This window comes from Pantoea sp. C2G6, assembly GCF_051336815.1.
GTDB lineage: Bacteria > Pseudomonadota > Gammaproteobacteria > Enterobacterales > Enterobacteriaceae > Pantoea.
This window is the reverse complement of the sequence record NZ_JBGMNJ010000005.1, coordinates 148,111-171,770: the sequence shown is the minus strand read 5'-3', so window position 1 is coordinate 171,770 and position 23,660 is coordinate 148,111. Positions and strand designations below refer to the sequence as shown.

General features: G+C 59.4%; 18 protein-coding genes. 6 read left to right on the top strand and 12 right to left on the bottom strand.

Features of this window, described 5'->3' with window-relative positions; genetic code table 11:
* Positions 1-142 precede the first annotated feature (142 nt).
* The gene (locus ACCW71_RS09485) at positions 143-826 is read left to right on the top strand and encodes a FadR/GntR family transcriptional regulator (protein WP_436370940.1); all 684 of its coding nucleotides are present in this window, start codon (positions 143-145) and stop codon (positions 824-826) included.
* Here the strand turns inward: ACCW71_RS09485 and ACCW71_RS09480 are convergent.
* Positions 815-1,870, bottom strand: coding sequence for an AI-2E family transporter (locus tag ACCW71_RS09480; protein ID WP_436370939.1), 1,056 nt, complete (start codon positions 1,868-1,870; stop codon positions 815-817). The two genes, ACCW71_RS09485 and ACCW71_RS09480, sit on opposite strands and share 12 nt — an antisense overlap.
* 287 nt (positions 1,871-2,157) lie before the next feature.
* Between ACCW71_RS09480 and ACCW71_RS09475 the strand changes: the two genes are divergently transcribed.
* Positions 2,158-3,381 (top strand): MFS transporter, encoded by a 1,224-nt coding sequence (locus tag ACCW71_RS09475; protein ID WP_436370938.1) that lies wholly within the window; start codon positions 2,158-2,160, stop codon positions 3,379-3,381.
* Positions 3,382-3,451: 70 nt separating this feature from the next.
* Here ACCW71_RS09475 and ACCW71_RS09470 read toward each other — a convergent pair whose 3' ends face one another.
* On the bottom strand, positions 3,452-4,267 hold the full coding sequence (locus ACCW71_RS09470) for a TIM barrel protein (RefSeq protein ID WP_436370937.1): 816 nt from the start codon (positions 4,265-4,267) through the stop codon (positions 3,452-3,454).
* A 422-nt stretch (positions 4,268-4,689) separates the two neighbouring features.
* On the opposite strand from ACCW71_RS09470, the gene ACCW71_RS09465 reads away from it, so the two are divergent.
* Both ACCW71_RS09465 and iolB read left to right on the top strand, forming a co-directional pair.
* The gene (locus ACCW71_RS09465; protein WP_436370936.1) at positions 4,690-6,195 is read left to right on the top strand and encodes a CoA-acylating methylmalonate-semialdehyde dehydrogenase; all 1,506 of its coding nucleotides are present in this window, start codon (positions 4,690-4,692) and stop codon (positions 6,193-6,195) included.
* A 126-nt stretch (positions 6,196-6,321) separates the two neighbouring features.
* Entirely contained in the window at positions 6,322-7,149 is an 828-nt protein-coding gene (iolB, locus tag ACCW71_RS09460; RefSeq protein WP_436370935.1) for a 5-deoxy-glucuronate isomerase, read from the top strand.
* Positions 7,150-7,247: 98 nt separating this feature from the next.
* Here iolB and ACCW71_RS09455 read toward each other — a convergent pair whose 3' ends face one another.
* From ACCW71_RS09455 to ygfK, 3 genes are read right to left on the bottom strand one after another with little or no spacing between them, the layout of a single operon-like run.
* Positions 7,248-8,726 carry a nucleobase:cation symporter-2 family protein gene (locus ACCW71_RS09455; RefSeq protein ID WP_436370934.1) on the bottom strand — a complete coding sequence of 493 codons (1,479 nt, stop codon included), beginning with the start codon at positions 8,724-8,726 and terminating at the stop codon, positions 7,248-7,250.
* Positions 8,726-10,054 (bottom strand): putative aminohydrolase SsnA, encoded by a 1,329-nt coding sequence (gene ssnA / locus ACCW71_RS09450; protein WP_436370933.1) that lies wholly within the window; start codon positions 10,052-10,054, stop codon positions 8,726-8,728. The genes ACCW71_RS09455 and ssnA overlap by 1 nt, the downstream gene beginning before the upstream one ends.
* Before the next feature lie 2 nt (positions 10,055-10,056).
* Positions 10,057-13,164 (bottom strand): putative selenate reductase subunit YgfK, encoded by a 3,108-nt coding sequence (gene ygfK / locus ACCW71_RS09445; protein ID WP_436370932.1) that lies wholly within the window; start codon positions 13,162-13,164, stop codon positions 10,057-10,059.
* A 364-nt stretch (positions 13,165-13,528) separates the two neighbouring features.
* On the opposite strand from ygfK, the gene ACCW71_RS09440 reads away from it, so the two are divergent.
* The gene (locus ACCW71_RS09440) at positions 13,529-14,341 is read left to right on the top strand and encodes an XdhC family protein (protein ID WP_436370931.1); all 813 of its coding nucleotides are present in this window, start codon (positions 13,529-13,531) and stop codon (positions 14,339-14,341) included.
* A 26-nt stretch (positions 14,342-14,367) separates the two neighbouring features.
* On the opposite strand, the gene arcC is transcribed toward ACCW71_RS09440, so the two are convergent.
* From arcC to ygeW, 5 genes are read right to left on the bottom strand one after another with little or no spacing between them, the layout of a single operon-like run.
* On the bottom strand, positions 14,368-15,300 hold the full coding sequence (gene arcC, locus ACCW71_RS09435) for a carbamate kinase (RefSeq protein ID WP_436370930.1): 933 nt from the start codon (positions 15,298-15,300) through the stop codon (positions 14,368-14,370).
* Between the two features lie 3 nt (positions 15,301-15,303).
* Entirely contained in the window at positions 15,304-16,689 is a 1,386-nt protein-coding gene (gene hydA, locus ACCW71_RS09430) for a dihydropyrimidinase (protein ID WP_436370929.1), read from the bottom strand.
* Positions 16,690-16,737: 48 nt separating this feature from the next.
* Complete coding sequence (locus ACCW71_RS09425; protein WP_436370928.1) at positions 16,738-17,955, bottom strand: YgeY family selenium metabolism-linked hydrolase; 1,218 nt, start codon at positions 17,953-17,955, stop codon at positions 16,738-16,740.
* 12 nt (positions 17,956-17,967) lie between these two features.
* Positions 17,968-19,173 (bottom strand): diaminopropionate ammonia-lyase, encoded by a 1,206-nt coding sequence (gene dpaL, locus ACCW71_RS09420; RefSeq protein WP_436370927.1) that lies wholly within the window; start codon positions 19,171-19,173, stop codon positions 17,968-17,970.
* Positions 19,174-19,214: 41 nt separating this feature from the next.
* Positions 19,215-20,405: a knotted carbamoyltransferase YgeW gene (ygeW, locus tag ACCW71_RS09415; RefSeq protein WP_436370926.1), complete on the bottom strand. Its 1,191-nt coding sequence runs from the start codon at positions 20,403-20,405 to the stop codon at positions 19,215-19,217.
* Between the two features lie 363 nt (positions 20,406-20,768).
* Between ygeW and ACCW71_RS09410 the strand changes: the two genes are divergently transcribed.
* The gene (locus ACCW71_RS09410) at positions 20,769-22,580 is read left to right on the top strand and encodes a sigma 54-interacting transcriptional regulator (RefSeq protein WP_436370925.1); all 1,812 of its coding nucleotides are present in this window, start codon (positions 20,769-20,771) and stop codon (positions 22,578-22,580) included.
* On the opposite strand, the gene ACCW71_RS09405 is transcribed toward ACCW71_RS09410, so the two are convergent.
* Positions 22,564-23,148, bottom strand: a complete 585-nt coding sequence (locus ACCW71_RS09405) for a nucleotidyltransferase family protein (protein WP_436370924.1) — start codon at positions 23,146-23,148, stop codon at positions 22,564-22,566. The genes ACCW71_RS09410 and ACCW71_RS09405 overlap by 17 nt on opposite strands.
* Before the next feature lie 49 nt (positions 23,149-23,197).
* Complete coding sequence (locus ACCW71_RS09400) at positions 23,198-23,659, bottom strand: (2Fe-2S)-binding protein (protein WP_436370923.1); 462 nt, start codon at positions 23,657-23,659, stop codon at positions 23,198-23,200.
* Position 23,660 lies beyond the last annotated feature (1 nt).

Here is a 23,660-nt window from a genome sequence, read left to right as displayed (position 1 = left end):
CTCCTCAACTGTGATGTGGCCCAGTGGTCAGGCCGCTGGACCAAGAGTATGATAATGACAAAAAGCGAGCCGTGATCCCGATCGCAGCCCGGCAAACTGCGTGGAGGCCGCGCTGGCTGACGCGGATTAACAGGAGAGAGTCATGACGCTGCCCGTGGTAAAAACTGAACGCCTCTACCGCCAGATCGCCAACGCCATCATGGCGGGCATTAGCCGCGGCGATTTCGTCTCAGGCGGGTTACTGCCACCGGAACGCGAGCTGGCGAAGCAGCTGGGTGTCAGCCGTTCATCGGTGCGTGAAGCGCTGATTGCGCTGGAGATGACCGGCTGGGTCGATATTCGCACCGGCAACGGCGTCTATGTGGCGCAGCCGCTGCCGCAGTCCGCTGCCCCGCAGGAGGGCGAAACCTGTAGCCTGCTGGAACTGTTACAGGCCAGGGAGGCGTTTGAAGGGATGCTGGCCGGTTTCGCGGCACGCAACGGCACCGCCGATCAGCGCGCGGCACTGCTGGCGCTGACCGCTGAACTGCAACACTACCGGACCAACGACGCCGCCTTTCTGGCGCAGGACAAGCGCTTCCATCTGTTGATTGGCGAGATGAGCGGCAACGAGATACTGCGTGAGCTGCTGGAACAGCTATGGAATAAGCGTTACACCCCGCATGTGCAGCGGCTGGAGCGCTATTTCGCCGACAACAGCGTTGTGCAGGAGATGAACGCTGACCATCAGCAGATCGCCAGCGCCATTGTGGCGGGCGATGAGGCGGCGGCCCGCCAGGCGATGGAAAATCATCTGCGCCAGGTCCGGCAGCGGCTACTTGGTTAATCCCCGCGCCCGTTTCGGGCGGCCGGTGCCCAGCATAATCGCCAGCCGGCTGCCGCCTGGGGTGGTCTCCATCAGGATTTTGGTAATGCTGGTAAGCGGCACCGACAGCAGCATTCCGACCGGGCCGAGCAGCCAGCCCCAGAACACCAGCGACAGGAACACCACCAGGGTTGAGAGCCCGAGGCCGCGCCCCATCAGACGCGGCTCCAGCATATTGCCAAACACCATGTGAATCGCGCTGAACAGCAGCGCCACCATCGCCGCGTCAAACACGCTGTTCAGCAACAGCGCCTGCAAAAAGGGCGGGATGCCAGCGATAATCGGACCGATGTTGGGAATAAAATTGAGAATAAACGCCACCACGCCCCACAGCAGCGCGAATTTCACATCCAGCAGAGAGAGGCTCAGCCAGACCGACAGGCCGGTTATCAGGCTGACCAGGGTTTTCAGCGCCAGATAGTGCGTCACCCCCTTCAGCGCTTTATGCAGCCCGGCGATGCGGATCTTCGGATTCACCAGCGCGTTGCGCATTTTGTAGGGCAGGTGGTGGACCTCAAACAGCATAAAGACCACGGTCAGCACCAGCAGCACGGTGTTGGTCATCGCCCCGGAAAAGCCGCTCAGCGCCACCGACGCTAGATTCATCATGGTGTTGGGGTCAAAGTGCTGGACCAGCGCATTGGTGGAGATGTTGAGGTGAAAGCCCGCCGCCAGATGCTGGAGCACCGTCATTTTCTGCTCCATGGTGGCCCGCAGCTGCGGATAAAGCTCCGAGAACTCGCTCATCGAGCTGGCCAGGATCGCCCCCAGCAGCACGATAACAAAAAAGATCACCGAGATGACCAGCCCGATGGCCAGCCCGCGCCGGAAGCCGCGCCGCATCAGCATCGTGACGAGCGGGTTAAGCACGATGGCAAAAAACGCCGCCAGCAGCAGCGGGACCAGAATGTCGGACGCAGCCCGAATACCGGCGAGGATGATGACCAGCATCGCCAGTTTTATCAGAATATTTTGTCCGATCTTTTCCCGTTGCAGCTCGCTCATGCCCTCTCCTGTGACGTCAATTGGCTGATGCAAGTGTAGCTGAAAGAAAATTAACAAACTGATTTATCAGAGAAACGGTAACAGCAGCGCAGGTGATGGCCGGTGGAATGCGTACCACCGCACTCAGCGTCAGTGGCTGCGCCGCCCGCCAGATTCCCCCGCCTGCCGCCGCCGCAAACGGGCGACCGGCAGTCCGATAAGCGCGCTATCCTGATGCGCCCGCGGCGAAAACGGATATAGTTAAGGGATAACCCTTATCATTCAGCCGACTACGAGCGCGACGCCTGATGCCTGACCAACCCGCTGCGCCACCGGAAACTCCAACCGGTAGCCTGAACATCTCGCTGCTGATCCTCTCGATCGTAGCCTATAACTTTGCCAGCTATCTCACTATTGGTCTGCCGCTGGCGGTCCTGCCGGGCTGGGTCCATGACCAGCTCGGCTTCAGCGCGTTCTGGGCGGGGGTGGTGATCAGCCTGCAATATGTGGCGACGCTGCTGAGCCGACCGCACGCCGGGCGCTATGCCGATCTCTGGGGACCGAAAAAAGTGGTGGTGGCGGGGCTGGTGGGCTGTCTGATCAGCGGGCTCTGTATTCTGCTGGCGGCGCTGATCGCATCACCGATGCTGAGCCTGACGCTGCTCTGCGTGGGGCGGCTGATTCTGGGGGTGGGCCAGAGTTTTACCGGCACCGGCACCTCGCTGTGGGGCGTGGCGCGGGTCGGTTCGCTGCACATTGGCCGGGTCATCTCCTGGAACGGCATCGTCACCTATGGCGCGATGGCGATCGGCGCACCGCTCGGCGTGGTGATCTTCCGGGCTGGCGGTCTGCTGTGGCTGTCACTGGTGATTGTCGCTATCTGTGTGCTGGCCATCGTCTGCGCCGTGCCGCGTCCGGCGGTGAAAGCCAGTCGGGCCAGGCCGCTGCCGTTTCGTGCCGTGCTGGGAAAAATCGCCGGATTCGGTGCGATACTGGCGCTGGGCTCCGCCGGTTTTGGCGTCATCGCCACCTTTATCACCCTGTTCTATCAGGATAAGGGCTGGGGAGGGGCGGCGTTCGCGCTCTCGCTGTTCAGCGGCGCGTTTGTCGGGGCGCGGCTGCTGTTCCCCAACGCCATCAATCGCCACGGCGGGCTGCGGGTCGCTACCCTCTGTCTGGCGGTGGAAGCCGCTGGCCTGTTTCTGGTGGCGGCGGCGGGCGATCCCTGGATGGCGAAAGCGGGCGCGTTTCTCACCGGTGCCGGTTTCTCGCTGGTCTTCCCGGCGCTGGGTGTGGTCGCGGTGAAAGTGGTGCCGCAGCAGAATCAGGGCAGCGCGCTGGCCACCTACACCGCCTTTATGGATCTGTCGCTGGGGATCACCGGGCCGATTGCCGGGTTCATCATGAATTACGCGGGCGTCTCCCGGGTCTATCTGCTCACGGCGCTGCTGGTCTGTGTCGCCTGCCTGTGTACCCTGCGGCTGCAACGTATCCAGCGGCTGTCGCCGGTGACGGATGAGGCGTCGCCGTAAAAAAGTGGCCCCGCAACAGGGCCACAAAGGCTGACAGACACAGATAAACCCTGGCTACTACCGCCCGCCGTCAGGCCTGTAGCAATTCGATACTGTGGCGCACCTGGCGTTCAATCTCCGCCGGTGTCCAGCTGTCGAGCTGGCTGGAGAAAGGCTCAAAGGCGTAAACACCCCGATAGCCGAGCATCTCCAGCCGTTTCACCTGTACCACGCTGTTCAGCACATCGCGGTCACTCAGCATCACGCGCTGCTCATCCGTCAGTTCAGCGGTGGGACGCAGATCCTCCACGCCTGACAGGTGGACCAGCCCAATCTGATTAATATCAATGCCCGCCGGAAACTCCTCTTCAGCCTGCTCATAAAGATGATGATGGAAGGTATCCAGCACCAGCTTAAAGGGCAGCTGCGCCGCCGCGATCAGCTGCTGGGCCGTGACGGCGGAGCGCAGTGAGCTGACCGGAAAGCCCAGCGGCTCCACCAGACCCTGAATACCGTAATGGGCAAAGCGCGGTGCCAGCTGCACCATCGCCGCCTGCGTCTGCGCTGACGACAGCGCGACGCCATCATTGAGCGGACACATCACCAGCGCCTTCGCGCCGATCTGCTGCGCCTCCTGCAACAGCGCCTCGGCCCGGCTCAGCAGCGCATCATCAATCCGGTTGAACGGGTAGAGCGCATTAATGGTCACGATCTCGATATGGTATCTGTCCGTCAGCGCACGCAGCTGATCGGCGCTGAGATCGTCAGTGACCCTGCCGCCCGGCATGTCGTTACGCAGTTCAACCTTATTCAGCCCCAGGCGCTGAACCAGCTGAAAAAAGGCCTCAAGCGAAAGCCGGGGCGCAATTTTACGATTGAGACAGAAACGAGTGGGATCGATGGCCATGCGGTAGCTCCGGCAGCAGGGGAAGATGCGGCTAAAGAAAACATTTATTTCATTAATAGTGAATTGTGAAATACAAATTATTAGATCGGCCTCGCATTAATTTCATATTTCGTTTCAGGCTGACGCAGAAAAGGGGGATCGGCTTCGCAGCGAAGCCCTGAGCTGCCGTGCCAGAGAGCGGCAGCCACCCATCAGGCTGGCCGCCGCTGAGCCGCTCTCCGCTGCCGCCAGCCAGCTCCGCCGTGGCCCATGAGGAAAATGCGATCTGTGCCGCTAAAAGGAAATTTTCCAAAAATAACTATTTGAAAAATTTATTCCACTGTAATAGCTTCAGAGCATGCTTTCAGGTTTGCCGGGTCAGGCAGTGTGGCAGGTCGCAGGGGCAGTCCGCAGGGTATTTAACCATCTTAAGAGGCAGCATCATGACAATCATCGGTAACTTTATTGGCGGTAAAATCACGTTCAGCGCCAGCAACGAAACCCTTCCTGTTTACGATCCCGCCACCGGCAAAGTGGTCCGTGAGCTGACGCAAAGTAATGCTGATGAAGTGGCCCAGGCGATTGGTGTGGCGCACGCCGCCTTTGCCGAGTGGTCGGCCACCTCGCCACTGCGTCGCGCCCGCGTGCTGTTTAACTTTAAAGCGCTGATGGAGCAGCATCGCGATGAGCTGGCGGCGCTGATTGTCTCAGAGCATGGCAAAGTCTGGTCCGACGCGCTGGGGGAGCTGACCCGCGGCATTGAGGTGATTGAGTTTGCCTGCGGCATCCCGCACCTGCTGAAAGGGGAGTATTCGCCCAACGTCGGCGGCGGGGTCGACAGCTTCTCGCTGATGCAGCCGGTCGGCGTGGTCGCGGGTATTACCCCCTTTAACTTCCCGGCGATGGTGCCGCTCTGGATGTTCCCGATTGCGCTGGCCTGCGGTAATACCTTTGTGCTGAAGCCCCCGGCGCTGGATCCTTCCGCCTCGGTGCGCATGGCGGAACTGCTGACCGAAGCGGGCCTGCCGGATGGCGTCTTCAACGTGGTGCACAGCAGCAATGAAGATGCTGAGCAGCTTTATAAAGATCCGCGCATCGCCGCGGTGAGTTTCGTCGGGTCATCGGGCGTGGCGGAACATATCTATAAAACCGCCAGCGCACACGGCAAACGGGTGCAGGCGTTTGGCGCGGCGAAAAACCACGCCATCGTAATGCCCGACGCCGATCTCGATGCCACCGTCAACGCCATTATGGGCGGCGCGTTTGGCTCCGCCGGTGAGCGCTGCATGGCGCTGCCGGTCGTTGTCGCGGTGGGCGATGACACCGCCGACAAGCTGATCGCCCGTCTGACGCCGCTGGTGAAGGCGCTGCGCATCGGTCCGGGAATGAGTCAGGGCGCAGAGGAAAATGAGATGGGGCCGGTCGTCTCGGCGGCGCACCAGAAAAAGGTGCTGGGCTACATCAATAAAGGCGAGCAGGAGGGGGCGACGCTGGTGGTGGATGGCCGTAACGTACAGGTGCCCGGTCACGCCGAAGGCTACTACGTTGGCGGCACGCTGTTCGATCACGTCACCTCTGAGATGGTGATCTGGCGTGAAGAGATATTTGGTCCGGTGCTGAGCATTATGCGCGCGCCTGACTACGCCAGTGCGCTGAAGCTGGTGAACAGCCATGAGTTCGGCAACGGCAGCGCCATTTTCACCAGCAACGGCCACACCGCGCGCGACTTTGTGCAGAACGTGGAAGCAGGCATGGTCGGGGTCAACGTGCCGGTTCCGGTGCCGATGGCGTTCCACAGCTTCGGCGGCTGGAAACGTTCCGTCTTTGGCGCGCTCAACGTCCACGGACCGGATGGCGTACGCTTCTACACCCGGATGAAAACCGCCACTGTGCGCTGGCCGTCCGGGCAGCAGACGGTCTCTGAATTCAGTATGCCCACCCTGGGCTAATCTATTTTAACGCTGAGACGGCGGGCGACCGGCGGAATGATCTGCCGGTCGCCCTATTCATGGGGTGGATCAGATCCGCGCCGCTGATGCCGCCGCAGCGCCAATCGTGACAGAGAGGAGGAGAGGATGTCTTTACTGTCGAAAGCACAGGCCCCTGACGCGCAGGGTCGTATTCAGCATGTGACGCCGGAGCGCGCGGGCTGGCGCTATGTGGGGTTTGACGCTTACCTGCTGAAAAAAGGGCAAACCCTGCGTCTCAGCAGCGGTGATAAAGAACTTTGCCTGGTACTGGTGGCGGGACTGGCTTCGGTGAAAACCCGCCATGCAACGTTTCCCGGCATCGGTCAGCGCATGTCGCCGTTTGAGCGCGTGCCGCCCTATTCGGTCTATGTGCCGCATGATGATGAGGTCGAAGTCTATGCTGACAGCGATCTGGAGCTGGCGGTCTGCAACGCACCGGGGCAGGGCGATCTGCCTGCGCGCCTGATTGCGCCAGCGGAGGTGGGCGTTGAGCATCGCGGAAAAGGTCGCAACCAGCGGCTGGTGCACAATATCCTGCCCGACACTGAACCGGCTGACAGCCTGCTGGTGGTGGAGGTCTACACCAATGAGGGTGACACCAGCTCCTATCCCAGCCACAAGCACGATCAGGAAGAGAGTGAAAACGAAACCTATCTGGAAGAGACCTACTATCACCGTTTCGACCCGGAACCCGGTTTTGCCATGCAGCGCGTCTATACCGACGACCGCTCGCTCGATCTCTGTATGGCCCCCTACAATCGCGATGTGGTGATGGTGCCGCGCGGCTATCATCCGGTGGCGACGCTGGCGGGTTATAACAACTACTACCTGAACGTGATGGCAGGACCGGTGCGGCTGTGGAAGTTCAGCTGGGAGAAAGATCACGCCTGGGTAAACAGTGACGACTATCCGCGTCCCGGCAGCCCGGCCTGAATCGGGAGCGGCAGAGCGTAAAGGCCAGCAATCGGCCTTTACGCGCTAAAAAACGGCCTTCAGATGAACGGCCGCTCTGAACCTGAGCGGCCGTTTTTTTACAGCTGTTCTTTCTCTTTCTGCTCCCTGGCCCGGCGCAGAAGCAACCAGACCCTGACGGTTTTAATCGCCACCCGCCGTGCGGCGGTCGACTGCACCTCGTCCACGGTCGGATCTTCAGGCTCGCAAACCTCAAAGTGACGGTTTTTGAAGTGAAATCCTTTGCCGTTCAGGATCAGATTGGCGACGATGGCGACACAGGTTCCGACGGTGATCCCACTGTGCAGGAACATTTGTGCCAGCTCGGGCAACTGCGAGAAAAGCTGCGGCACCAGCACCGGCATCAGCCCTAATCCCAGCGTCAGCGCAATCACCATCCCGTTGTTATTGTTACGGTAGTTGACCTGGCCGAGGGTACGGATCCCGGACACCGCCACCATGCCGAACATCACCACCCCGGCACCGCCCAGCACCGGTTTTGGCACGATCACCACCAGCGCGGCTATTTTGGTAAACAGCCCCATCAGGATCAGCAGACAGCCCGAGGTGGCAACCACAAAGCGGCTTTTTACTCCGGTCAGGCCAATCAGCCCGACATTTTGAGCAAAGGCGGCATAGGGAAACAGATTAAAAAAGCTGCCGCAGAAGGTGGCCAGTCCGCAGGCCAGCAACCCCCTCTTCAGCGTCTCACTGTCCGCTTTCCTGCCGACGATCTCACCGATGGCCATCATCGAGGACATGGTTTCAACCATCACCACCACCATCACCATGCAGAGCAGCAGAATCGGCACCAGATGAAATTCCGGGTGACTGAACTGCATCGGCACCGGCACGCTGATCCACGGGCTGGCGCTGACGCGGCTGAAGTCGAGAGAGTCGATGAAGTACCACACCGCCGAGCCAATGATCAGCCCAATCAGCACGGCGATATTTTTAATCAGGCCGGAACCAAAGGTGTAGATGTTGAGGATGATCACCAGCGTCAGGGCCGCCAGCGCCAGCGACAGAAAGTTGCCGAAGTTGGGCATGCCGCTGCCGCCGCCGATCCACTCTCCCGCCACTGGCATAATAGAGAGGCCAATCAGCGTGACAATCGAGCCCATCACGACTTTGGGAAAAAAGCGCACCAGCTTACAGATCCACGGCGCACTGAGCAGCGTAAAGAGTCCGGCAATCATTACCGCACCCGAAATGCCGCCCATGCCATACTCTTTCCCGATCAGCACCAGAGGAATGAGCGCGGCAAAGGTACACCCCTGGATCAGGGGCAGACGGCAGCCCAGCCAGCGGCCAATGCCGACCGTCTGTACGATGGTGGCCAGGCCACACACCACCAGGTCACAGCCGATCAGTATCACTATCTGAGCGTCAGTTAACCCGATGGCCGAGCCGACCACCAGCGGCACGGCGACCGCCCCGGCATACATCACCAGCACATGCTGTAAGCCATAGAGGATCATCTGCCCGAGAGGCAATACCTCATCCACCGCCTGCACGGCAGCCGGGGCTGAGGGGTTGGGAAGCGCAGAACTCTTCATCAGGCGATATCTCCCATTTTCTTCCACAATCTGCTGGCGGCTTTGCGCGCGCTGGCGTACAGCGGAGCCACGTCGAAGGGGAACTGGCGATCTTCATACACCATCCGTCCGGCAATCATGACGCTGTGCACGCTGCTGCTGCTTTGCCCAAAGGCCAGATGCCCGGCCAGGTTTTCCGCCTGAAGAGGAGTGGGGGCGGAGTAATCGCAGATGGTTAAATCGGCGGTATAGCCAGCGGCGAGCTGACCAAACCGCTGACCAAAATTGCGCTCCAGCAGCACGTTGCCGTTTTGCAGCATACGCATAAAGCTATCTGGCCAGAGTGGTCCGCCAGCATCGCGATGTTTGAAATAGGCGAACTTCAGCTCTTCAAACATATCGGTGCCGATACCGTCGGTGCCAAGCGCCGCCAGCTGGTAACGGGCGAGGTGATGGTTATAGCCGACATGGTTGTTCATATTCGAGCGGGCGTTATGCACCACCGCCGCCTGACGTTCGTTCAGCAGGGTGATTTCATCGGGAGAGAGCCACAGGGCATGGGCGATTAAGGTTTTCTCATCCAGCAGTTCGAACTGATCCAGCCGCAGGATCGGGTCCATACCGTAGAGGTCGTGGCTGCGTGACACATCGTAGCGATCTTCCGCAACGTGAATGTGTAAACCGAGATCGGTCTCCTGTTTCGCCTGGCGCAGCAGCTCCAGACCGGCGTCGGGCAGGGTGAAGGGAGCGTGTGCCCCCAGATGCGATTTCACCAGTTTATTCAGCGGGCTGCTGTTATATTCCGCCTTAATCAGACGGGCGAACGCCACGTTCTCCTCCACGCCCGCTTCCAGCTCTTTCATGCCGAAATTGCGATCGGTGGTTTCAAAGCAGGTCATTCCCCGCAGACCCGCGTCAAGAAAGCCGCGGCGCAGAATATTCAGCGAGCCTTTGATCAGGTTGGGCGAGGCGTGATGGTCAATCACCGCGGTGCAGCCGTTGCGAATCGACTCCAGAGAGCAGATCAGCCCGCTGTAGTAGAGCGACTCCTCATCCAGCGCCCGATCCAGCCGCCACCAGAGGTTTTTCAGCGTAGAGATAAAGTCCGGGCTGGGCGGAATGGGGGCCAGAATGCCGCGCGACAGACCCGAATAGAAGTGGTTATGGGCGCAGACCAGGCCAGGCATCACCAGCTTTCCGTGCAGCTCTTTACACTCCGCCGCCGGATACTGTTCCGCCAGATGGGTGCCCACGGCCACAATTTTGTCATCTTCAATCGCAATATCGCGTCCCTCTTCTACCCGGCAGGGGGCAAACTGGACGGTAGTACCATTTTTCAGAATCAACATGACTATTCCTCCACACAACCCAACAGATAAGAGTGATGCTGGCGCGTGAAATTGATCATCCGCACCATCTCCTGTAACTCATCCGGTGTCTGGTCGCTGATGTTTCCCTGTGCGTCCAGATTCAGTCGCCAGACGCGATCCCGCAGGCGGACCTGCACGCTCTGCTGGTCAAACAGGAAGCCAGGATTGGTGCTGTTAACGAAATCATCCTGACGGCTAAAGACGGTGACTTTGTCTTTATAGGGTTTGCCCTGCCACGGACAGAACTGGGCGCAGTTGCCGCACTCGTTACACAACGCATCGAGATGCAGGATCTGCTGGCGGTTGTGGAAGTCCGGCACGCTCAGCGCCACGTTGGCGCGGTTGGGGCAGACATCCACGCACTTCGCACAGACGTAGTTGCACTCCAGGCAGCGGGTCGCCTCCTGACGGGCAAACGCCTCCTCATTGCTGGCGTCAATCTGCTTAACCGCCACCACGCCCCGGCGGGTATAGACCGCGGCCGGATCGCTGTTCAGCCAGCGCTTGTCATCTTTATCGGAGCGGATATTTTCCCGATGCAGAATCGCGTTGGTCGCCTTACGCGCGCCGGCGATGGCGGCAACGATCGAGGCGGGGCCGCTCTGCACGTCGCCCACCAGAAAAACATCTGGCAGCGCGGTTTCCAGCGTCTGCGGGTTCACCTCTACCGAACCGGCGGCGGTTAAGGGCAGGCCAATCTGCTGCAAGAGCGCGGTGTCCGGTTTTTCCCCGGTGGCGGTGATTAATGCGTCAAAGTGGCGGATTTGGGTTTTATCGGTGGGCAGCGGACGGCGGCGTCCCTGCTCATCCGCTTCGCCCGGCTGCATCACCCGTAATGTCAGGTTGCCTGCCGGATCGAAATGCTCAGGGTTAAGCAGGGTCGCAAAGGTGACGCCCTCCTCGCGGGCGGCGGCGATCTCCTCCGGCCAGGCGGGCATATCCTGCGGTTCCCGGCGATAGATAATCGTCACCGCGGTGACGCCTTTCACTTTCAGCGCGGCGCGGGCACAGTCCATCGCCGTGTTGCCAGCCCCGACCACCGCGACGGCGCCATGCAGCGTGGCGGGCAGGCGCTGCTGATTGAACTGGCGCAGGAAATCAAAGGAGTTGAAAATCTGCGGATGGCCGCCAGGCAGCGTCAGCGAGTTGCTTTTACCGGCACCGATACCCACACAGACATAGGTGAAGCCCTGCTGACGCAGCTGATCGAGGGTCAGCTGCGGGTCACAGTTGTAGACAAATTTCACCCCGTGGTCGGCAATAAACTGAATATCCTGCTCTATCAGGCTGGCCGGAATACGGAAGCGCGGGACGATGTGCCGGACCACTCCGCCGGGGCTGGCTTCGCGCTCAAACAGCGTCACCGGATGGCCCGCCCGCGCCAGAAAATAGCCCGCGGCAAGGCCGGCAGGCCCGGCACCCAGTACCGCCACCGGATGTTTGTTGCCGGAACCGGCCGGTTTATGCCAGCGCTGGCGATAATCCTCCCAGCCTTTCTCCCGCACGATGGCTTTGATCTTTCTGATGTTCAGCGCGTTGTCATAATCGAGACGGGTACAGTTGCTCTGGCACTGATGGTCGCAGATATGGCCGGTGATGGCGGGCAGGGCGTTACGCTGATAAATCAGCTCCAGCGCCTCGGTATAGCGTCCCTCTCCAGCCAGACGCAGATACTCCGGGATGTCCTGATGAATGGCGCAGGCGGTCACGCAGGGCGCGACATAGCAGTCGGTCAGCGGCAGCGGCCCGCCAGCGTCTATCTCATCACGGCTTTTCCACGCTTTCTGGGCCCAGCTCACGCTGAGGGCGGCCTCAGCCAGTAGCTTCAGGCGCGGCACGTCGATCTTTTTGCGCTCCCAGCCGTCGCTGCTTTCTAACAGCTGCGCGCATTTTTTCATGCGCAGATAGCCGCCGGGCTTGAGTAAATCGGTCGCCATAGTAATCGGCTGAATACCGGTGGCGAAAATATCCGCGATATTGTACTGGCTCGCCCCGCCGGAGTAGGAGATGGGAAGCTCACCGGCGAAGTGCTCAGAGAGCACGGCCGCGACATTAATCGAGAGCGGATAGAGTGCGCGCCCTGACATATACATCTCTTCACCAGGCAGTCGCTGCTTATGGTTACGAGCCCCAAGCGTATTGGTGAGCTTCACGCCAAAGGTTTTCTGCTGTTCTTTGCCCAGCGCCATCAAACGCTCCAGCATCGCTAAGGCGCGGTTTAGCTGAAGATCGTGCTGGAAAGACTCTTCATTGAGCGAGACATAGTTAAAGCCGTTGCCGTCGAGGATCGCTCTGACCCGCTGATACCCCAGCAGCGTTGGGTTGAGTTTTACAAAGGTGTGCAGATGCTTTTCGGTCAGCATATAGCGGCAAATCGACTCGATCTCATCGGGCGGGCAGCCATGCATGGTTGAAAGCGTGACGCTGTTAACCATGCGGGCGGAAATCTGCATCGGCAGCGCCAGCAGGGCCGCCGGGTCAGCTTTTGCCAGCAACCGCCAGCGGGCTGAGGAGAGGAAGTTGCGCAGCTGCTGCTGATAGTGCGGGAATTTCTCGGTTTTACCGGCATCCAGCATTTCATCAATAAATTTCTGCATCGCGGGCTGTTTAATGCCTTTCAGGTCATAGCCCACACTCATATTAAAGATAAACGAACGCCGCTGGCCGCCCTGGCGCGGCGAATAGATCGCCTCCAGCAGATGCAGCACCATCCAGGCTTTCAGGTATTCATCCCAGGCTTTTGGCAGGGTAAATTCGGTGGACCATTCGGTATTGAACGCCTCATCACTGGCGTCAATACAGGGTTTTTCCAGCTCCAGCCGGTCGAGGATCTGCACGGTTTTCAGCTCGATAAAGCTGCCGCCGGTCAGCCATGACACAATAATATTCTGCGCCAGCTGGGTATGAGGCCCGGCCGCCGGGCCAATGGGGGTGTCACAGGTTTCGCCAAACAGCGCAATCTGCCGCCGGGGATCGCGGTGATAGAACTCCTTTTCCGGGATGCCAAAAATAGAGTGATTCTCTTCATATTCCGCACAAATCCGCTCCAGCAGTTCACTGAAGGGAATGGGACGCATAATGTCAGCCATAAATTGCTCCTCATCACTGAGCGATTAATCCACAGGGGGGAATTCCGGTGTGGAGAGGGGTTGGCTGAGCCATAGCAACATGTGCGCCACTCTCGCCGCAGAGCGCATCATTCGCCATCATTTCGTGATAAGGCTCCCATTCTGCGCCGGGTCGCTGCGGACGAGAGCGGGTAGCTGATAATGAGTTTTATTTAGCGCCAGCCTCCACGCCCGGCGGGGCGAGAATGTTCGCAATTTAAGAATATCTCTCTCATTATGAGAAATGAGCGACGGCACGCTTTCTATCTGCCTGATTAGCCTGATTTTAATTACGGCACACAGGTTGCATAACCGTGGCAATGGTTAAAAAAATGAGGAGGCAAAAATGGGTATTTTTAGCGCGGCCAGCCAGCTGGAAAGTGAAAATCAGGCGTTCGCCCTGCTGCAAATCATCGAGCACCGTGGCTCGGTGCCGCGCCATTCAGCCACGATGCTGGTACCGGAACAGGGACCGACCACCGGCACCATCGGTGGCGGCATGATGGAGCGCCTGGCGATTGAGCAGGCCAGAGCGGCGCTGGCCGAGGGCTCGTCAAGGGTGTTTCATGGCAAGCTGGCCCGCCAGGGCGCGGACGCGGTGGGCGCGGATTGCGGCGGAGCCATGACCATCCATATCGCGGTTTATCCCCGTCGCCCGGAGCTGTTTCTGATGGGGGCGGGACATGTCAATCGCGCACTGGCGCAGCTGGCCGTTCCGCTGGGCTTCACCGTTACCCTGGCCGATCCCTGGGCGGAGAATCTTCAGCATCCCGACCTGCCCGCGTGCTGTGAACGGGCGGGCGGTGAGAGTTTCACCGAGATTATCCGCCAGCTGAAACTGACCCGCGACAGCTATGTGGTGGTTGCCACCAATCATCAGGACCGGGAGGTGCTGGAACAGCTGATGCCGCTGCCGCTCGCCTATCTGGGGCTGCTGGCGAGCCGGCGCAAGGCGCAGCATTTCCGCCAGCTATTGCAGAAGGAGCTGAGCGTCACGGTTGCGCAGCTGGCTACATTACATAGTCCTGTCGGGCTGAATATTGAGGCGGAGACGCCGGAGGAGATTGCGGTGAGTATACTGGCGGAGATGGTTCAGCATTACCGGCAGCGCCAGCGCAAAACAGGCGCGCTGGCGACGGCTAAATCGACGGCAGCGTAACCGGGCAGACGCCGCCGTCACACCGCTTACTGCTGGATCAGCGTGCCGGTGCGCCCGGCGATGCCTTCCCCGGCTTTGCTGAGCAGGGTAATCAGCGCCTGACGCCCCGGTTTCGATTCGGCAAAGGAGACCGCCGCCTCGACCTTCGGCAGCATCGAGCCAGGAGCGAACTGATGCTCGGCGATATAGCGACGGGCCTGCTGAGGGGAGAGGGTATCCAGCCAGCGTTCATCGGGCTGATTGTAGTTAATGGCGACCTTCTCTACCGCGGTGAGAATAATCAGCATGTCGGCATCGATCTCTTTCGCCAGCACCGCGCTGGCCCAGTCTTTATCTACCACCGCGTTCGCCCCGTGCAGGCGGTTATCGGTGGCGATAACCGGAATACCGCCACCGCCCACCGTAATCACAATCTGCCCCGCCTCCAGCAGCGTTTTCACCGACTGCGACTCAATAATCTCCTGCGGTTTCGGCGAGGCAACCACCCGCCGCCAGCCGCGTCCGGCATCTTCCATCAGCAGGACGCCGGTTTTGCGCAGTTTCGCCGCCTCTTCGTCAGGCAGAAAAGATCCGATCGGCTTATCAGGATGGTTAAACGCAGGGTCCTGCGCCTCAACCCGCACCTGGGTGATCAGGGAGACCACGTTTTTGGTGATGCCCGCATCAAGCAGCGCCTCACGCAGCGCATTTTGCAGATCGTAGCCGATATAGCCCTGACTGAGCGCCACGCAGACCGACATCGGCAGCACCGGCGAGTGGGCGTAGGTGGTGGCCGCCGCTTCAAACGCCTGATGGATCATCCCGACCTGCGGGCCATTGCCGTGGGTAATCACCAGCTGGTGCCCCTCTGCCACCAGCGCGGCAATCGTCTGCGCCGTGCTTTGTACCGCTTTCATCTGGCCAGCCAGTCCGCTGCCCAGCGCGTTGCCGCCCAGCGCCATTACGATTCTTTTTTTCATTGTTCACTCCCTGTTGATAAAAGGTTTACGGGAAACAAACCGGCCATGTCCGGCCTTGCCGGTAAACTGTCCTTTCCGGCAGACCACCTCGCCGCGCGAGAGAGTCATAACGGGCCAGCCCTGGCAGCGAATGCCTTCATAGGGTGAGTAATCCCCGTTGTCGTGCAGATCCGCATGGCGGATGGTCTCCTGCTGGTCAGGATCGAACAGCACCAGGTCCGCGTCGGCTCCGGGTAGCAGGCTGCCTTTTTCCGGCCACAGGCCAAAAAGTTTTGCCGGAGCGGTACTGGTCAGCGAAACAAACCGTGAGCGGCTGATCCGTCCGGTCGTCACGCCAAAGGAAAACAGCAGTGCCATGCGGTTCTCTACGCCGGGCAGCCCGTTTGGACAGCGGGTAAAGTCGCTGGCCGCCATCTGTTGACGCTGGCTGTAAGGGAAATTGCAGTGATCGGTGGCGACGGTTGATAGGGTGCCGTCGGTAATACCCACCCACATTTTATCGAGTTCACTGTGCGGGCGAAGCGGCGGGCTGAGCATATATTTCAGGCCATCCGCGCGCTGATAGTGGTTAATATCCAGCAGCAGATATTGTGGACAGGTTTCCGCCCATACCGGCTGTCCGGCGGCCCTGGCGAGACGGACATAATCGAGTCCGAGGCCGTTCGACAGGTGAACGATATAGAGCGGGGCGTTATCGGCCAGTCGCGCCAGATTGATGGTGCGGGAGATCGCTTCCGCTTCACAGGCCAGCGGACGACTGTGCGCATGCCAGATGGGAGCGGTTTTTCCCTGCTGCTTAAACTGCGCCAGCCGCCACTGAATCGCGGCATCGTTTTCCGGGTGGACCGTCGCCAGCACGCCACACTCATTGAACCGTTGCAGCACCCGGAGGATCTCCCCGTCGTTCAGTTTGTAGTTGTAGGTCAGATAGAATTTAAAGCTGCTGATCCCCTCGCGGTGGACCATCGGTTCGATCTCTTCCAGAATCGCCTGATCGACGTGCTGGATCACGCCATGAAAGCTGTAGTCGATCACGGCCTGACCTTTGGCGTCGTGGTGATATTTTTCCAGCTGATGGTGCAGCGAGCAGCCCGCTGGCCCAAAGCCCATATGATCGACGATGGTGGTGGTGCCGCCACACGCCGCTGCCCGCGTACCGGTGAAAAAGTCGTCACAGCTCTGCGCGATGCCGACATCGATATTGAAATGGGTATGCACATCGATACCGCCGGGCATCACCAGCAGTCTCTGTGCATCAATGACCTCCATGCTGTCATCAACGCTGATATGCTCCGCTCGTCGGGTTATTTTCCCCTGCTCAATCAGCAGATCCTGCCGGTATTCGCCAGCGTCATCGACCAGGGTGCCGCCCTTGATAAGTTTTCTCATCGTCTCTCTCCCGCTGGCGCTTAAAGCAAGCGCCAGCTTCAAAACGACTTAGCTGTTCAGCTGTTGCAGCCATGCCAGAGGAATCGCCGCATACATTGCGGCACAGGTCACCAGGTGATCCTTCCAGGTTTTTTCATTCGGCGCGTGGGCTTCAGGCTCTTTCCCCGGACCAAAGCCAATCACCGGAATACCATGACGGCCCATGATGGAGACCCCGTTGGTTGAGAAGGTCCATTTGTCGACCACCGGCTGCTGTTTAAACAGGCCCTTATAGGCAGCACTCAGGGTTTTTACCGTGATATGGTCCTCTTCAACTTTCCAGGTGGGGAAATAACATTCGGTCGGGTAGACCAGACCGGTCCAGGAGGCGCGCTCGTAGTGGTAGAGTGACACCTCCGCTTTCGCGGCTTTCACCGCTGGCAGGGCGCGGATCTCTTCCAGCGCGTTTTCCCAGGTTTCTCCCCAGGTCAGGCGACGGTCAATGGAGACCGCGCAGCTGTCAGCCACCGCACAACGGCTGGGTGAGGTAAAGAAGATCTCTGAAACGGTCAGCGTCCCTTTTCCCAGGAAGTCGTCGTTACCAAGTCTGCCAGCCAGTTGCTGCAATTCGGTGAGGATCGGGGCCATTTTAAAGATGGCGTTATCGCCACGTTCAGGGGCTGAACCATGACAGCTGACCCCCTGCACCTCGACCCGGATCTCCATGCGACCGCGATGGCCGCGATAGATTTTACAGTCGGTTGGTTCGGTACTGACCACAAACTCCGGCCGGATGTTGGATTGCTCAATAATGTACTGCCAGCAGAGGCCATCGCAGTCCTCTTCCTGCACGGTGCCGGTCACCAGCAGCGTATACTCATCTTCCAGTTTCAGATCTTTGATGATCTTCGCCGCATAGACCATCGCGGCCATGCCGCCCTCCTGATCCGACGCGCCGCGTCCGCCAATCAGCGTCTCATCTTCCATGCCGGTATAGGGATCGAACTGCCAGTTTTTGATATTGCCAATACCGACCGTATCGATATGCGCATCCATCGCCAGCAGGCGCGGACCGTGCCCGATATAACCCAGAATATTGCCCATTGGGTCGACATCGACCTTATCGAATCCGACTTTTACCATCTCCTGGCGGATACGTTCGATAACCCGCTTCTCATCGCAGCTTTCGCTGGGGATCGCAATCATATCGCGCAGAAAGCGCGTCATTTCAGGCTGATAGCGTTTAGCCTGGGCAAGAATTTCCTCAAACGGAATAGGCTTTACCATTTCAAACTCCTGTTAATTATTGGGGGTAATCCCATCTTTTCCTTCCCACACCACTTCACGATAATGTTGAGGATCGGTATCGCCTTCGGTACTGAAGAGCAGCACACGTGAAGCAGGGGTGAGGTTAAGTTTGTCTTTGAGTGTCTGTGAATGTGGGTGATGCAGAATGGCGGCCAGCACCCCTGCGCCGACCGCGCCCGATTCACCGGAGATGACGCGCGGGTCCTCTTTCAGCGGGTTTCCCAGCACCCGCATCCCCAGGGCCGTCACCCGGTCTTCGCAGGAGATAAAATGCTGTACGCAGTCCCGCAGCAGCGGCCATGAGAGGGGGTTGGGTTCGCCACAGGCCAGGCCAGCCATAATGGTGTTCATCTCACCGGCCACGTTGACGATTTCGCCGCGTTCAGCCGACCGGAACAGGCAGTCAGCTTTGTCCGGTTCAACCACCACGGTATGCAGCTTTCCGGCGCCATAGAGATCGCTCAGGTAGCCGAGCACGCCGCCCGCCATCGCGCCCACACCCGCCTGTAAAAAGAGGTGGGTCGGTGGTTTCTCGCCTGCCGCGGCAATCTGCTCAACCGCCTCGGCGGCCATGGTGGCGTAGCCCTGCATAATCCAGGTGGGGACCTGGGTGTAGCCTTCCCAGGCGGTGTCCTGCACCACTTTCCAGCCATTTTTTTCCGCGTTACTCATGGTCAGACGCACGGTGTCGTCGTAGTTCATGGTGGTGACGATGCACTGCGCGCCGAGGTCGGTGATGTGCTTAACGCGGGCCGCCGAGGAGCCTTTCGGCATGTAGATGATCGCCTGCTGACCCAGTTGCTTTGCCGCCCAGGCCACACCGCGGCCATGATTGCCGTCGGTGGTGGCGGCAAACGTCAGCGGCTGGGGATGCTCACGGCGAAAGGACTCAAAGGAGAATTGACGAATATCGAGCTGATACTCCTCACACAGCAGACAGGCGATGGCCCAGGCGCCGCCCAGCATCTTGAATGCGTTGAGACCAAAGCGATAAGACTCATCTTTCACCATCACCTGCTCTACGCCCAGCGCGGCGGCAAACGCCGGCAGCAGCCGCAGCGGGGTAGGTTTATACCCCGGCAGTGAACGGTGGAAGGCCCTGGCGGCCTCCACCGCGTCGTGGTCAAAGAAGGGAGAATCGCCCGGTGAAAATCGGCTGTTATCGGCGATTTTCATCTTAAGAATAAATTGTGACATGACTCACCTTTGTTCAGGAAATGAAGGGGATACGTCCGGTTTCAGCCTTTGATGCGCGGCAGGGCCTCTTCGAGTCGTTTTGTCAGCACGGCGGCCGGGTCAGCGAATTTGCGCGCCAGGATCATGCTGGCGATGATCCACGGCTTCCAGCTGGCCTCTTTATAGGTGGCGATGCGGTAGCGTTCGAATACGCTGGCTTCCACCTCCCCGGCCTTACAGGAGACGCCGGTAATATCCGCCGGCAGACAGTGCATGTAGAGCGCTTTGCCCTGGCGGGTCAGCGACATCATTTTTTCTGTGCAGTGCCAGTCGCGGTGCAGGGCGTTCTGTTGCAGACAGTTTTGCTCCAGCGTTTTCAGACCGGCGCTGTCCTGGCTGCGCAGCAGGGCGGTCCTCTGCTGCATCACCTGCCACGGCGCCCAGGATTTGGGGTAGACGATGTCGGCGTCACGGAACGCCTCGTCCATGCTGGCGACCTGGCGGAAGCGGCCACCTGACTCGGCGGCGTTGGCGCGGGCCACCTCCAGCACATCAGGGATAAGGTCATAGCCTTCCGGGTGCGCGAGGGTGACATCCATTCCGAAGCGGGTCATCAGCCCGATAATTCCCTGTGGCACAGAGAGGGGTTTGCCGTAGCTGGGGGAGTAGGCCCAGGTCATGGCGATTTTTTTGCCTTTCAGGTTTTCCAGACTGCCAAAATGCTCTTTCAGCCAGGCGAGGTCGGCCAGCGACTGGGTAGGGTGGTCAATATCACATTGCAGATTGACCAGCGCCGGACGCTGAGGCAGCACGCCCTTCGCGAATCCCTCATCCAGCGCCGCGCCGACTTCGCGCATATAGGCGTTACCGGCACCGAGATACATATCATCGCGGATACCGATCGCATCCGCGCAAAACGAGATCATATTGGCGGTTTCACGCACCGTTTCGCCGTGGGCGATCTGCGATTTCCCCTCATCCAGATCCTGCTGCGTCAGGCCAAGCAGATTGAGCGCGGAGGCGTAAGAGAAGCGGGTGCGCGTGGAGTTGTCACGAAAAACGGAGATACCCAGTCCGTTGTTGAACACGCGGGTGTCGATGTTTTTCGCCCGCAGTGATTTGATGGCCTGGGCAATATCCAGAATCTGCTCCAGTTCTGGCCGGGTCTGCTCCCAGGTCAGCAGGAAGTCTTTGTTTGCTAGGTCAGTTTTTCTCTGGCGGATAGCTTGCAACAGCGTAGAGATTTCATCCATTTCAGGCGGTTCCTCAGGACGTTAAAGACAACCCCTGCCGGGGACGAACCCGAAAAGAGCAGGGAAAGGTATTCATCGCCCACCCTTAATCAAATTCTGTGCCAACCCGCCCGCCAGGGTTAACCGGGCGGATAAAACATGATCGCGCGCTTACTTTTGACGGATTTTCAGGGAAAAAAAGCCTTTGTTGTCACCCGTCATGTCCTGTTCAGGGCTGGCGACGTCATGCTGGGGAGGGAATGAGCCACCGCCGCGGTGAGCCGGAGGAGCTCAAAATGAGAAAATTGGCGGCCTGTCTCAAAATGATAGAAACCCGCTGCTCCGGGATGAGAAGAACCTGAAACAGGACAAAAAGGAGGGTTTATGAGTGAAGCGCCACAATCGCCATCTGCACTGATGACCATACAGTCCACCATTCTTAACTTCAGCAGCCTGCTGGCCAGCGTCTTAAAAATGGAGGTCGAAGTTGTCGACAACCAGCTGATACGCATTGCCGGGACCGGGCCTTATGGCTGCGGCTTTGGCTGTACGCCTGAGAGCAGCACCCATCTGCTCAGAAGCGTGATTGAAACCCAGAAGGAAGCGGTGATCGTCGACTCCCGCTTCAACCCACTTTGCCGCGCCTGCCAGAACCGCGAAAGCTGTAAAGAGCGCGGCTTTATCGGTGTGCCGATCCTCGATCGGCAGCGCTGCCTGGGGGTGATCAGCCTGATCGCCGTCAACAGTGAACAACATCGCCGGCTAAGCGAAAACCCGGAGATGTTCACGCAATATATCTGGCACGTTTCCCGGCTGCTGGTGGCTAACCTCTCCAGCGCCCAGCACAAAGAAACTAAAAACGAAGCGATATGGCGGATCCTGCTGAATAACATCGATCAGGGGGTTATCGTTCGGGATCATGAGTCTAAAGTCAGGATTATCAACGATCGGGCGCTGGCGCTGCTGCATCTGAGCCGGGAGGCGGTGCTGGGCCGTTCGCTGCTGATTGAGCCACTCAACCGCCTGCGGGATGCCCATGAAGGACATATCCAGCATCGGGTGAGGCTGGAGGATAAACCGATGACGCTGACCGGGCAGTTGCATCCGGTCGGACACAATTCGCTGTTCCTGCTGGCGTTTCACCAGAGCGCCTCGCCGGTCGCGCAGCCGCTGGAGGACGATCCGCCTGGTATTGAACGGCTGGTGGGGCAATCGCCAGCGATGAAGAAGCTGAAGCGCATGATCCTGCGCATCGCTTCCAGCCCCTCCAGCGTGATGATCCTGGGGGAGAGCGGCACCGGGAAAGAGGTGGTGGCCAGAGCCATTCATCGCCTGAGCAAGCGGCATGATAAGCCGTTTGTCGCCATCAACTGCGCCGCCATCCCGGAGAACCTGCTGGAGAGTGAACTCTTTGGCTATGTGAAAGGGGCCTTTACCGGCGCAGCGCCGGGCGGCCGGGCGGGGCTGATTCAGTCCGCCAGCAGCGGGACCCTGTTTCTGGATGAGATTGGCGATATGCCGCTCAGCTTGCAGGCGCGCCTGCTGCGCGCTATCGAGACCCGCGAGGTACTGCCGGTGGGGGCCAGTCGCCCGATTCCGGTGGATATTCGCATTATTTCCGCCACCCATCAGAATTTGCAGGGATTTATCAGCGCGGGACGATTTCGTGAGGATCTCTATTACCGGCTGAATGTGATCCCGCTGCAACTCCCTTCGCTGCGCGAAAGAGCGGGGGATGTGGAACTGCTGCTGCACTACTTCCTGAATTATCACTCGCTGCGGATCGGCTGCACTTATCCGGGCGTCAGTCAGGAGGTGGTCAGGCTGCTACAGAACTATCGCTGGCCGGGAAATGTGCGCGAGCTGAGTAATCTGGTGGAGTATCTGGTCAACATCGTGCCCGATGGGGAGCTGATTGACAGCGCGCTGCTGCCGCCGGTGTTTCACGCTTCGCCAGCCACTCCCCCCCGGGAGGCGCCCGCGGCAGGCGTTTCGCAGCCTGAAGAGGGCGTGGCGTTTGCCGAAAACGGCACCAGCGAAGAAAACAATGCGAACCTTAAATCGATGGAAAAAACCATCATCGAAGAGGCGCTGCGGCGCTGCCGCAATAAAAAGCAGGTCGCCGACGAGCTGGGCATCGGGGTCGCCACGCTCTATCGCAAGATCAAAAAGTACCATCTCACGGACTCGTACTGAGCGCCGGGAGCGCCCTGAGCCGCTGATACTGCGCCGGGGTGTCGAGATCCCAGTGGATGGTTTTACTGTTAACCGGGATGCTGCGCCGGCCAAAAGCCTGCATCAGTGACCGCAGGTTGCTCTCCGGTGGCGCGTTCAGGATCCGGCTGATAAGTGGCGGAGGCAGTAAAACCGGATGCCCATTGCCGCCATCATAGAACGGTTGCAGACAACAATCCGCCGCGGCGTGCTGCCACAGGCGGGCGTAAACCGCCGGGTCAATGGCGGGCATATCGCCGGGCACAACAAAAAAGTGGCCGCCGGTCAGCGCCGCCGCCCCGCAGCGCAATGAGGAAAACATCCCCTCGCTGAAGTTCAGGTTATGACAGATCTGAATGGCGGGGTGATGCGCGTAACGCTGGTGCAGCTCTGCGCCGCGGAAGCCGGTGACCAGAATAACCTGGTCACAGAAAGCCAGCGCATTCTGTAACGCACTGTCCAGCACGGTTCCCTGGTTCCAGGGCAGCATCATTTTCCAGCTGCCCATCCGCGACGAGAAACCCGCCGCCAGCATAATAGCGGTTTTCATGGCGTTAACTCCTTGTCCTGCCCGCTAACAGGCAGGACGCGCGCGGCCGTTATGACGGCTTCAGGACGGCTTTGATCGATTTGATAATCGGACGGTAGCCGGTGCAGCGGCAAAGATTGCCCTCCAGCGCCTCGGCGAGCTGCTCATCATCGGGATTCGGATTCTTATCCAGCAGCGCTTTGGTGCTCATCAGCACGCCCGGCGTACAGAAACCGCACTGCACGCCGCCGTGGCGCACAAAGGCCTGCTGCAACCGTCGGCCCACCTCATCCTTCTGCAACGCTTCAACGGTGGTGATCTCCGCGCCGTCACACTGCGCCGCCAGCAGCAGGCAGGAGCAGACCGCTTTGCTGTTGAGGATCACCGTACAGGCCCCGCACTCCCCGACCGAGCAGCCCTCTTTGGTGCCGGTCAGCTGTAAATCTTCCCGCAGAAAATCGAGCAGGCGGCGATTGTCATCCACCGCTTTCTCCACCCGAATGCCATTTACTTTTAACTTGATGGTATGCATC